Annotated in this window: 11 protein-coding genes; 6 read left to right on the top strand and 5 right to left on the bottom strand. The window is 33.7% G+C overall.

Annotated features, from left to right (window positions below; translation table 11 throughout):
- Positions 1 to 7: 7 nt before the first annotated feature.
- Entirely contained in the window at positions 8 to 934 is a 927-nt protein-coding gene (locus ACR0QS_RS06970; protein ID WP_432632720.1) for an Rpn family recombination-promoting nuclease/putative transposase, read from the bottom strand.
- 134 nt (positions 935 to 1,068) lie between these two features.
- On the opposite strand from ACR0QS_RS06970, the gene ACR0QS_RS06965 reads away from it, so the two are divergent.
- Positions 1,069 to 1,782, top strand: coding sequence for a hypothetical protein (locus tag ACR0QS_RS06965; protein ID WP_432632719.1), 714 nt, complete (start codon positions 1,069 to 1,071; stop codon positions 1,780 to 1,782).
- Between the two features lie 31 nt (positions 1,783 to 1,813).
- On the opposite strand, the gene ACR0QS_RS06960 is transcribed toward ACR0QS_RS06965, so the two are convergent.
- Complete coding sequence (locus ACR0QS_RS06960) at positions 1,814 to 2,002, bottom strand: hypothetical protein (RefSeq protein WP_432632718.1); 189 nt, start codon at positions 2,000 to 2,002, stop codon at positions 1,814 to 1,816.
- Between the two features lie 179 nt (positions 2,003 to 2,181).
- Here ACR0QS_RS06960 and ACR0QS_RS06955 point away from each other — a divergent pair, with 179 nt between their 5' ends.
- From ACR0QS_RS06955 to ACR0QS_RS06935, 5 genes are all read left to right on the top strand, one after another.
- Positions 2,182 to 2,757 carry a DUF3793 family protein gene (locus ACR0QS_RS06955; protein ID WP_432632717.1) on the top strand — a complete coding sequence of 192 codons (576 nt, stop codon included), beginning with the start codon at positions 2,182 to 2,184 and terminating at the stop codon, positions 2,755 to 2,757.
- Positions 2,758 to 2,787: 30 nt separating this feature from the next.
- Positions 2,788 to 3,216 (top strand): flavodoxin, encoded by a 429-nt coding sequence (locus ACR0QS_RS06950; protein WP_432632716.1) that lies wholly within the window; start codon positions 2,788 to 2,790, stop codon positions 3,214 to 3,216.
- Between the two features lie 184 nt (positions 3,217 to 3,400).
- The gene (locus tag ACR0QS_RS06945) at positions 3,401 to 4,351 is read left to right on the top strand and encodes a TAXI family TRAP transporter solute-binding subunit (protein ID WP_432632715.1); all 951 of its coding nucleotides are present in this window, start codon (positions 3,401 to 3,403) and stop codon (positions 4,349 to 4,351) included.
- A 28-nt stretch (positions 4,352 to 4,379) separates the two neighbouring features.
- On the top strand, positions 4,380 to 4,895 hold the full coding sequence (locus ACR0QS_RS06940) for a DUF1850 domain-containing protein (protein WP_432632714.1): 516 nt from the start codon (positions 4,380 to 4,382) through the stop codon (positions 4,893 to 4,895).
- Complete coding sequence (locus ACR0QS_RS06935) at positions 4,892 to 6,946, top strand: TRAP transporter permease (RefSeq protein WP_432632713.1); 2,055 nt, start codon at positions 4,892 to 4,894, stop codon at positions 6,944 to 6,946. The genes ACR0QS_RS06940 and ACR0QS_RS06935 overlap by 4 nt, the downstream gene beginning before the upstream one ends.
- A gap of 82 nt (positions 6,947 to 7,028) precedes the next feature.
- Here ACR0QS_RS06935 and ACR0QS_RS06930 read toward each other — a convergent pair whose 3' ends face one another.
- From ACR0QS_RS06930 to ACR0QS_RS06920, 3 genes are read right to left on the bottom strand one after another with little or no spacing between them, the layout of a single operon-like run.
- Positions 7,029 to 8,777, bottom strand: coding sequence for an NADH-dependent [FeFe] hydrogenase, group A6 (locus ACR0QS_RS06930; RefSeq protein WP_432632712.1), 1,749 nt, complete (start codon positions 8,775 to 8,777; stop codon positions 7,029 to 7,031).
- Between the two features lie 38 nt (positions 8,778 to 8,815).
- On the bottom strand, positions 8,816 to 10,495 hold the full coding sequence (locus ACR0QS_RS06925; RefSeq protein ID WP_432632711.1) for an NADH-ubiquinone oxidoreductase-F iron-sulfur binding region domain-containing protein: 1,680 nt from the start codon (positions 10,493 to 10,495) through the stop codon (positions 8,816 to 8,818).
- 20 nt (positions 10,496 to 10,515) lie between these two features.
- Positions 10,516 to 11,013, bottom strand: coding sequence for an NAD(P)H-dependent oxidoreductase subunit E (locus tag ACR0QS_RS06920; protein ID WP_432632710.1), 498 nt, complete (start codon positions 11,011 to 11,013; stop codon positions 10,516 to 10,518).
- Positions 11,014 to 11,187: the final 174 nt, after the last annotated feature.

The raw sequence follows: 11,187 nt of genomic DNA, 5'->3' as shown, positions 1-11,187 counted from the left end.
TTATAGATTAAAGTTTTTCTATTTCTTCAATGGGTAAGCCTGTGTATTTTGAGATTAGGTTAATGTCCGCGCCGTCTTTTTTCATACCTTTGGCTATAGAATAATTGCGTTCTTTTATTCCTTTTTCCATTCCTTCTATTATTCCTTCTTTTAAGCCTTCAAGTTTACCTTTTTCTACTCCCTCTTTTATTCCTTCTTCAAAGCCATCTTTTCTTGAGCCTCGCATTAAGCTCGATTGATAAAATAAATAAGCCTCTCGTTTGTCATATTCGTTGAGTAAATCTTTGTTGTCTGTAAAATAATTATACTTCTTCATTGCTTTTTCAAAAATCGTGTCTTCTTTTAATAATTGAGACATGTCTTCCTCCTTGTTTGATTTTAAAAATAAAATCCAATTTTTTAATTCTTTCTTAATATCAGCGTTTTTATCGAATTTAGGAATTTCTACATAATGTAATTGGATATGGTCCGTCAAAATTTTATTACTATTTTTTTCTTTTAATAAATAGCAAGTATGCATTCGGCTATCGGTCTTGTCAAATAAAATATCGTCAATCAAATTAATACTAATTACAGGCTTCAATTCTGGATAATCATCGCCTTTTTTCAAAACGCTTGAATAATTTTTACTCCAATAATAAAGCGTTCTTTCAAAAAAATTTTTTGTGGAATAAGTTTGAATTTCTATTATTACGATAGTTCCGTCTTCAGTTACGGCTTTCAAATCTACGATACTTTCTTTATTATTTGCTTTTTCCGATAAATTAAACGGATTAATAATTTCTACAGATACAAAAGTTGCAAAATTTGAATCAATCATTACTGCATTTATAAAGCTTAATAATAAATCTTCGTCTCCTTCCAACCCGAAAAAATAGCGGATAAAGTAATCGTTCAATTTCTTAACTACAATGTTGTTTTCATTATTCTTCATAAGGTTATTATAACAGAATATTTTAATTTGTCAAAATATATAAATTAAATATTTTTGAAATTATATATTGACTTTGTAGTTAAAATAAATTATAAATTAAAAAATATAATCTAAAATACAAAAAGGATTTTCAAATGAAAAGAATAATTATTTTATTTGCTTTATTAATATTATCTGCGGTTAATCTATATTCTCAAATCGGATTTCCAAGTTTCGGATTGTCGATTCCGCTTGTTGGAAGTTTGCCAGATTATAAAATAGAGAAAAACGGCGGAAGCGCATCCAGAGATAATTACGAGTCAAAATCCGCTTTTGAAGGCGGGGCTTTATTGCAATTTGGATATAGTTTTATGCTAAATAAAAACAGACTTTATTTAATATCTTTAGGTTTCGATTTCGGATATTATAGAGACGCTTTTGCATTCAAAAATTTTCAAAATAATAGAAAAGAGATAAATGTATTTGACAGCATGAATATCGGAGCTTATGTCGAAGGATTATTTTATTGTTTCACGGTTGGATTTGGCGGAGGAATCAAAGTCCCGCTCGGCGGAAGTTTCAGATACGAAAATATAATAGAGCTTTTAAATTACGGAAGATTAAAAAATAAATTTGACGATTTATACATTCCTTATATAAAATTTACTATAGGTTTGAGATACGATAATATTTATATGGGAAGCGGAAATAGTTTGAGTTTTTATTTTAATTATGATTTCCCAAAAGTTAGAGTGAGAGGAGTAGAACCCGACAAACAAAGATTATCTTCAATCGATTTGGGAGTTCAAATAGGATTTCATTTTAGCTTTTTTGAAATGCCTAATCCTAATAGCGATGGTTTACTTTGATTTTATTTATACTCGATTAATAAAAATTTAATCAAGCGTAAACATTCAATTTGCCACCGATATTATAATTTACGGCAACTGATGAGCCTTGCACCGAAACCATACTTGCGATTTTTCCTGCAGATTGAGAAGAATTGTAAACATTAAGTCCCGCGCTATATACATGTCTGCTTAAAGGAAACATCGTATTGGAATGAATAGAATTAATTGAAATTTCCATAGTTAAGCCTCCAAAATTAACAATTATACTTATATTATCGAATATTTTAAATAAAAAATTTAATAAAAAAATTTAATTTTTTATTCTAATTTTATAAAATAAAAGTTAGATTATTTTAACAAAATTATTGACATTTTTAACAATATATGTTAGAATTAACTAACAAAAAAGAGGTTAATATGTTTGATGAATTACTAATAAATCATTCAGCGCCTACTTTGGCGGGAATAAAGATAGCGAATATCTTTACATATCATTATGATTCTAAAAAAGAATTATGCGAGAAAATAGTTTTTTATAATAAACTGCTCGGCAAAAGAGGAATCAATTTATTCGTTTTGAAAGATTATGATTCCAAAGTTATCGTGTATGTTTATAATAAAGAAAAATTAAAAAACTATATCGAAAGCGAAGAGGTTTCAAAGTTTTTATGCGACTGCGGATATAATTCGCATAATATGTATAAGAATATTCAAATTTTAAGCGAGAAAATGAAAAATTATAAAAGTTTTCCGCATGAAATAGGAATATTTTTGGGCTATCCTTTAATCGATATTTGCGGTTTTATAAATAATTACGGTAAAAACTGTTTATATTCTGGTTATTGGAAAGTTTATCATAATAAAAATGACGCCATAAAAACTTTCGACAGCTACAATCGATGCAGACTATTCTACACAAATACTTTTTTGGAAGGAAAAAATATTTTAGAGATAATAGAAAGCTATAGTAATTTGTTAAATCACATTAACTAAAAAATAAATTAAATATCTTGGAGGATAAAAATGAGCGATAAAATTGCTATAATTTATTGGAGCGGCACGGGTAATACCGAAGCTATGGCAAAAAGCGTGCAAAAAGGGATTGAAAATTCTGGGGCAAGTGCCGAATTATTTTCGGTTTCAAGTTTTTCTGGAAATGTGGACGATTATTCAAAACTTGCTTTAGGATGTCCCGCTATGGGCGCGGAGGTTTTAGAAGAATCGGAATTCCAGCCTTTTTACGATTCCATCAAAAGTAAACTTTCGGGCAAAAAATTAGCTTTATTCGGTTCTTACGATTGGGGAGACGGAGAATGGATGAGAATTTGGCAGGAGGATGTTTCTTCGGCGGGCGCTTCTTTGGTTAAAGACGGTTTAATCGTCAATCTTACTCCCGATGACAACGGGCTTAATCAATGCGTGGAGTTAGGCGAATCTCTTGCAAAAGCTTAAATTGATTGATTAAATTAGTCTACGAGCGTATCTCTATTTTTAATTTTATATTTAAATTTTAATAGAGATACGCTTTTTTATTTATTTTATTATCATAAATAGTAATATTGACTTTAAAACCTATAAAATGTATTATATTTAATAAATATTAAAAATAACTAATTTAAGTAAAGGAGACTTAACTATGAAAAAGCTAATAATTATTTCGGCTTCATTATTTTTAATCGTAATAGGATGTTCCAAAAGCGCAAATAAAAATTATGTATTTGCAACGGGAGGAACGAGCGGAACTTATTATTCTTTCGGAGGAGTAATAGCGAATCTATGGAATAATAATATCGAAGGCATGAATGTAACGGCTCAATCTACGGGCGCTTCTGCGGAAAATTTAAGATTGATAAACAGAGGCGAAGCGGATTTGGCTTTCGTTCAAAACGATGTCATGGATTACGCTTATAACGGAACGGATATGTTCGAGGGTGAAATTTTAAGCAATTTTTCGGCAATACTTACTTTATATCCCGAATTCGTTCAAATAGCGGCAACAAAATCGAGCGGAATAAGAAGTATAGCCGATTTTAAAGGAAAGAGAGTTTCGGTTGGAGACGCGGGAAGCGGAGTGGAATTTAACGCAAAACAAATATTGGAAGCTTACGGTTTGACATTTGACGATATTAGAAAATCGAGCCTTTCATTTAAAGAATCGAGCGATGGACTTCAAAACGGAACTTTGGACGCTTGTTTTATAGTCGCGGGAGTTCCTAACGCGGCTTTACAGGAATTATCTTTATCAACCGATATAGTTTTAGTTCCCGTAGGAAATACGCAAATCAGAGAGCTTACCTCTCAATATAAATATTATACCGAAGTTGATATACCAGCAGGCACTTACAATGGAGTAAATACCGACACTAAAGCCGTAGCCGTTAAAGCGACTATTGCCGTTAATAACAATATTCCAGAAGAAGAAGTTTATAACATGATAAAAACTCTATTTGACAAGCAGTCGGATTTATCGCTTGCTCATGCTAAAGGAAACGAACTTGATATTAAAGACGCTCCTAGAGGAGTTTCAATTCCTTTTCATCCTGGCGCGGTAAAATATTATGAAGAATTAGGATATCATGTGCAATAAATAGATAATTTATAAGTCGGTTAATTGTATGTATAGTAATTATAGTAAAAAGATAAAAAAAACTATTATACGATTAACCGCCGTTATCTTATTAATAATTATCTTATTTAAGCCAATATTTCCTAAACTGCTTATAAACAAAAAAGTTTTTAATATAAAAAATAAAGAGTTTGTGATTTCATATACTCATTCCGTCAATAAGGGATTGGTTAGAGATTATTATATTATTAAAGATAAAAATATTATTCTCTCAAAAACCCGATTTGTCTCTTACGGAGCGGGAATACCAGAACCTGAAGAAACGCAAAATTTTATAAGGACGGACGATTATATGGAAATAAACGATATAAATAAAAAAATAGACAATTTATATTTATTTGTGGGAACTATCGCAAATCATATAATAGAAATTGACGGAGAGAAAATAGAATTAAAAAAAATATTTAAACCGCAAAGCAGCTTAAAGATAGAATATAAAATTTTATCTTTATTTGAATATATTAAATTAATTATAAATAAACTAAATAAAATGGAGGCACAATGAGTAAAGAAAATCATCATATTCACATTTTAACCGCCGAAGAAATAGACGATTATATGAGCAAATATGACAGCGAATCGAGATACAGAAGATATAAAGATTGGAAAAAATATTTAATCATAGCAATATCTACAATATTTTGTTTATTTCAATTATATTCCATACTTTCGGGCAGAATAACCGCTCAAGTTTTAAGAGCGACACATTTGGCTTTTGTGATTCTTTTGGCTTATTTGCTATTTCCAATGAAAAAAGATATGCCGAAAGATAAACTTCCGTTCTACGATATTATACTTGCCATAGTCGGAGCGGCTACTTGGAGTTATATCGTAATTAATTTTGATTCTCTAGTTAGAAGAGCGGGAATATATACGACTTTAGATATTTTTATAGGAATAATAGGAATATTGATATTATTCGAAGCCTGCAGAAGAATAGTGGGACTTCCAATTTTAATAATTTCTTTAATATTTATAATATACGCTTTATTCGGTTCTTACGCTCCGGGATTTTTGAATCATAGAGGATATTCTTATCAAAGACTCGTTTCTCATTTATTTTATAATACGGAAGGAATAATGGGAACGCCGATTGGAGCTTCGGCAACATTTATATTTTTATTTATATTTTTCGGGGCTTTGCTTGATAAAACGGGAATAGGACAGTTTTTTATAGATATTTGCAACGCTATAGCTGGAGGTTTTGACGGAGGTCCCGCAAAAGTCGCGGTTCTAACGAGCGCAATGTTTGGAACGGTTTCGGGAAGTTCGGTTTCAAATACCGTTGGCACGGGAAGTTTTACAATTCCTATGATGAAATCTCTCGGTTATCGTTCAGAATTTGCGGGCGCGGTCGAGGCTTCGGCTTCTACGGGCGGACAGATTATGCCTCCTATAATGGGAGCGGCAAGTTTTTTAATGGCTGATAGTTTGGGAATTCCTTATATGGAAGTGGCTAAAGCGGCTATAATTCCCGCAATTTTATATTTTACGGGAATATTTATAATGGTTCATCTCGAAGCAAAAAAAACGGGACTTAAAGGTTTATCTAAAGAATCTCTTCCAAAATTTGGCGAACTATTACTTAAAAGAGGCTATTTGGTTATTCCGCTTTTAACTATTATAGTATTTTTCGCTCTCGGAAAAACGGCTATATACGCGGGATTAATGGGAATAATATCTGCGGCTGTCGTTGCGATAATAAATGATATTATAGATATTGTTAATAAAAGAAAAATCGGCTTTGGAATAAACGATATAATCGATGTATTTTGCAATGCGGCAAGAAATATAATAAGCGTTGCAATTGCATGCGCGATGGCGGGCATAGTTATTGGAGTAATAACTCTTACGGGATTGGGCTTGAAAGTCGGAGCGGGACTGGTTTCAATATCGGGAGGAATTTCCATTCTACTTTTAGTTCTTACTATGATAAGTTCGATAATACTCGGCATGGGAGTTCCAACTACAGCAAATTATTTGATAACTTCCACAATAGCCGCAAGCGCGATAATACATTTGGGGTTTGAGCCATTGGCGGCGCATATGTTCGTATTTTATTTCGGCATAATAGCGGATGTCACTCCTCCCGTGGCTTTGGCTGCGATGGCGGGAGCGGCTATAGCGAAATCGGACCCTTTCAAAACGGGACTCGAAGCGAGCAAATTGGCAATAGGAGCTTTTATAATTCCTTATATATTTATATTCAATCCCGAGATTCTTATGATAGACTCTGCTTTGACTGGAGAAATACAGACAATTATAACATCTGTTAGGGGCATGTTTGGAATTGAACTCAATTACACCTTTATAAGAGTTCTTTTAACATGCCAGATAATTATAACTTCCATTATCGGCATGTTCGGAGTCGCTTCTGGTTTGGAAGGATATGTTTTCAGAAAATGCCTTTGGATTGAAAGAATATTTTTTATAATTGCGGGCTTATTAATGATAGACCCTGGATGGATTACGGATGTCGCGGGATTATCGATTATAACTATTTTAGTTTTGATTCAGATATTTACGAAAGATAAAAGAAAGCTGCAAAAAGTTTAAAATGTTTCTTCTAATAATTTTTTAATTAAAAAACGGAGCTATATTTATTATAACTCCGTTTTTACTTTCTACTTTATATTTTTTATTTTGTATATTTATCCGCTTTTTTATATTCGGTATGCAAATAATGATGCGGTTTTTCTCCCAAAGGTTCTCCCAAGAAATCGTTATAAAGTATTTTTATATGCTCGTTATCATGCGAACATCTATGCTTAACCGTATTTTTATCTTCCGAGTATAAACCTTTAGCTCTGTCTACTCTTACTTCGTTTGTAGTTCCGTAAGGCTGTCCGCCTCCGCCCACGCATCCGCCGGGACATGCCATAACTTCCACAAAATTATAAGGAGGATTTTCGCCTTTTTCTTTTGCCTCTCTTATTTCTTGCATAACGGGGTCGACATTATGAAGTCCGTTTACAACCGCTATTTTTACATCGTTATCCAAAATCTTTACTGTCGCTTTTTTAACATTATTCAAACCTCGAACATCGTTAAATTCCACATTTTCAAGATTAGTTCCCGAGATGATATTATAAGCCGTTCTTAAAGCCGCTTCCATAACTCCGCCTGTAGCTCCGAATATAGTTCCCGCTCCGCTGTATTCTCCGAGTATATTGTCCGCTTCCTCTTCCTGTATTCCCGCTATATCGATTCCGTAATGTTTTATCATTCTTGCAAACTCTCTTGTAGTTATAACCACATCGACATCGTTATAACCGCTCGATTTCATCGTGTCGTTTTTTCTTATTTCGTTCTTTTTAGCCGTGCAAGGCATTACGGAAACGCTGTATATTTTCTCTGGATTCAATTTCATTTTTTCCGCGTAATATGTTTTAATCATAGGGGCGAGCATCATATGAGGAGATTTTGAAGTTGAAACATTATCGAGCAAATCTGGATAATATTCTTCTATATATTTTACCCAAGCGGGACAGCATGAAGTCGTCATTACCGCAGTTCCGTTGCTTTCGGTAAATCTTTTGACAAATTCGTTCGCTTCTTCTACTATTGTCATATCCGCTCCGAAATTTGTATCGAATATCGCATTGAAACCCAATGAACGCATAGCGGCGTATATTTTTCCCGTTATATTATCTCCCGCTTTAAGTCCGAAATATTCTCCCAAAGCGACTCTAACCGAAGGCGCCATTTGAACCGTAACATAAATATCCGGGTTATCCAAAGCGTCCATCACTTCTTTAGTGTCGACTTTTTCGTATATTGCAGCGACTGGACAGTGAGACGCACATTGTCCACAGTCAACGCAGGTAGAATCCTTAAGCGAAACTCCGACTGGAGCAAAATAAGTGTCGAAACCTCTATTTACGAATCCCAATGCATGAACCCTTTGCATTTCTTGGCAAACCACGACACATCTTCCGCATTTTATACATTTTTCAGGATTAAGAACTATACTTCCCGCCGTTTCGTCTCTCGGATGATTCTGTTTTATATTTTCAAATTTTGAATTTCTAACTCCGAAATCCGCCGCAGCAGTTTGAAGTTCGCAATTTCCGTTTCTTATACAATTCAAACAGTCGTTAGGATGAGCGGATAGGACGAGTTCCAATACTCCCTTTCGCACCTTATTTATTTCGGCGTCATGAGTTATAATGTCCATTCCTTCTTCGACAAGCATCGAACAGGCGCGCACATATTTATTTCCCATATTTGCAAGTTTAACCATACAAATACCGCAAGCCGAAGTCGGAGGAATATCGGGATGATAGCATAGAGTCGGAATTTTTATTCCTATTTTTTTTGCCGCTTTTAATATCGTAATATTTTCTTCAACTTCCAAATTTCTACCGTTTATTTTTATTTTTATCATAATTTTATCCTTCATTTTAATTAAATTTTTACTAACTTTTAATTAGTATTTCTAACAAATATTCCCGATTTATATTCGTTTTCAAAATGTTTCAAAGTCGATAAAACGGGATTTGCAGCCGTAGTTCCGAGCGCGCATAAAGAAGCGGTTTTCATAGTCAAAGCTATTTCTTTTAATTTTTCTATATCTTCTTCTTTCGCTCTTCGTTTTGTAAACTTTTCGAGCAATCTTAACATTTGCATGCCACCAATTCTGCAAGGAACACATTTACCGCAGCTTTCGTCAACGCAAAAACCTAAATAGAATTTGGCAAAATCTACCATATTTCTATCTTCGTCTATAACTATCATACCGCCCGAACCCATCATTGAGCCTAATTGAACCAAATTATCAAAATCTATATGAGTTCCGAATAATTCTTCTGGCAATATTCCGCCCGAAGGTCCGCCCGTTTGAACGCCTTTTGCAAATTTATCGTTAGGAACGCCGCCGCCTATATCGTAAATTATCTCTCTAATCGTAGTTCCCATAGGGACTTCAACCAAACCCGATACATTAACATTTCCCGTCAAAGCGAATACTTTTGTTCCTTTTGAATTTTCCGTTCCGATAGAGGCAAACCATTCTCCGCCGTTATTTATTATAGCGGTAATATTTGCAAAAGTTTCCACATTATTTATAACCGTAGGACATCCGAATAATCCTTTTACGACTGGGAAAGGAGGACGCGGTCTCGGAGTTCCTCTGCTTCCTTCTATTGACGCCAAAAGCGCCGTTTCTTCTCCGCATACGAAAGCGCCCGCTCCGAGTCTTATATCCAAATCGAAAGAAAAATTACTTCCTAAAATATTTTTTCCTAATAATCCGTAATCGTAAGCCTGTTTCAAAGCTATTTTCACTCTTTCAACCGCAAGTCCGTATTCCGCTCGAATATACATATAGCCTTTGCTCGCTCCTATCGCGTATCCGCCTATCGCCATCGCTTCTATTACGGCATGAGGGTCGCCTTCAAGAATACTTCTGTCCATATAAGCGCCAGGGTCTCCTTCATCCGCATTGCATACTATATATTTTTGTTTTGCTTCGATTCCTTCGGCGAAACTCCATTTTTTCCAAGTAGGAAATCCCGCTCCGCCTCTTCCTCTGAGTCCTGATATTTCCAATTCTTTAATGACATCTTTCGGTTTCATATCGAACAATACTTTTGAAAGGGCTTTATATCCATCGTTTCCTATATACTCGTCAATATTTTCAGGGTCTATCATACCGCAGTTTTTTAGGACTATTCTTTTTTGTTTTCCGTAAAAATTAATCTCTTTAGTAAAATCTCTATGTTCTCTCTGTTCTTTATATAATATTTTTAGGACGAGTTTTCCCTGCATTATATGTTGTTCTATTATCTCTTTGGCGTTTTCGGGCTGAACATGAGTATAGAAAACTCTGCCAGGGATTATTTTGACTACGGGACCTTGACTGCAAAAACCGAAACATCCCGTTTTTATAACCAGCACTTTATCGCCGATTCCGTTTTTTTCGGCATGCTCTTTTAATAATCGAACTATCTCTTCGCTTTTATTCGATTCGCATGCAGTTCCACCGCAAACTAAAATATGATATCTGTTGTCTTCGGCGGTTTCTATTCCTTTTCTTATTTCTATTTCTTTTTCCGTTCTTATTCTATGCTCTTCTAATTTTTTTCTGTCTAATTTTTCTACCATAAAAATTTTCTCCCGTTAATTTATTCTTTATTGTTGTTGTCGTCTATGAGTTTTGACATATCTTCTGGTTTCACTCTTCCCTTGACTTCTCCGTTGAAAGTGATAACGGGAGATAAACCGCAACAACCTATGCATCGAACTTCTTCCAATTTGTATTTTCTGTCTTCAGAATACTGTTCGTTTCCTTTTAATTTGAGTTTGGATTTTACCTCGTCAATCAAATCTTTCGCTCCATTTAAATAACATGCCGTTCCCATACAAACGGATATATGATTGTCTGCAGGCGGTTCCATAGTGAAATAATTATAGAAAGTTAATATTTCATATATTCTCGTAAGCGGAACATTTATTTCTTCCGATACATACTTTGCAACATTTCTGGGAACATACCCATAATGTTTTTGAATGCCGTGAAAAATCATTATAAGATTTCCTTCGACATCTTCCCATTCTTCGACTAAATTTTTGACATTATCGACAATAGGTTCTTCGGTTAGTAAAGCGGTATTTTCGCTCATTTTATTCCTCCATTGTTATTTTATTTGTATTTTTTATTAAACTGTTATAAATAGTATAATAAAAAATAATTCGGAATTCAAGAGGTTTTCTTAATTATTTTATATTATTATTGTTAATTTATCAGTAATAATTGATAATTCTATAAAAATAAAATAAAAAAGTGTTTATAATAT

Source organism: Brachyspira sp. (assembly GCF_050873525.1).
Taxonomy (GTDB): domain Bacteria; phylum Spirochaetota; class Brachyspiria; order Brachyspirales; family Brachyspiraceae; genus Brachyspira.
The sequence above is the reverse complement of the archived record's forward strand: the minus strand, read 5'-3'. Positions and strand labels throughout refer to the sequence as shown.

Bases quoted from the DNA above. Each gene is read 5' to 3' on its own strand.
- ACR0QS_RS06970 (WP_432632720.1), bottom strand. From the start codon at position 934: ATGAAGAATAATGAAAACAACATTGTAGTTAAGAAATTGAACGATTAC.
- ACR0QS_RS06965 (WP_432632719.1), top strand. From the start codon at position 1,069: ATGAAAAGAATAATTATTTTATTTGCTTTATTAATATTATCTGCGGTT.
- ACR0QS_RS06960 (WP_432632718.1), bottom strand. From the start codon at position 2,002: ATGGAAATTTCAATTAATTCTATTCATTCCAATACGATGTTTCCTTTA.
- ACR0QS_RS06955 (WP_432632717.1), top strand. From the start codon at position 2,182: ATGTTTGATGAATTACTAATAAATCATTCAGCGCCTACTTTGGCGGGA.
- ACR0QS_RS06950 (WP_432632716.1), top strand. From the start codon at position 2,788: ATGAGCGATAAAATTGCTATAATTTATTGGAGCGGCACGGGTAATACC.
- ACR0QS_RS06945 (WP_432632715.1), top strand. From the start codon at position 3,401: ATGAAAAAGCTAATAATTATTTCGGCTTCATTATTTTTAATCGTAATA.
- ACR0QS_RS06940 (WP_432632714.1), top strand. From the start codon at position 4,380: ATGTATAGTAATTATAGTAAAAAGATAAAAAAAACTATTATACGATTA.
- ACR0QS_RS06935 (WP_432632713.1), top strand. From the start codon at position 4,892: ATGAGTAAAGAAAATCATCATATTCACATTTTAACCGCCGAAGAAATA.
- ACR0QS_RS06930 (WP_432632712.1), bottom strand. From the start codon at position 8,777: ATGATAAAAATAAAAATAAACGGTAGAAATTTGGAAGTTGAAGAAAAT.
- ACR0QS_RS06925 (WP_432632711.1), bottom strand. From the start codon at position 10,495: ATGGTAGAAAAATTAGACAGAAAAAAATTAGAAGAGCATAGAATAAGA.
- ACR0QS_RS06920 (WP_432632710.1), bottom strand. From the start codon at position 11,013: ATGAGCGAAAATACCGCTTTACTAACCGAAGAACCTATTGTCGATAAT.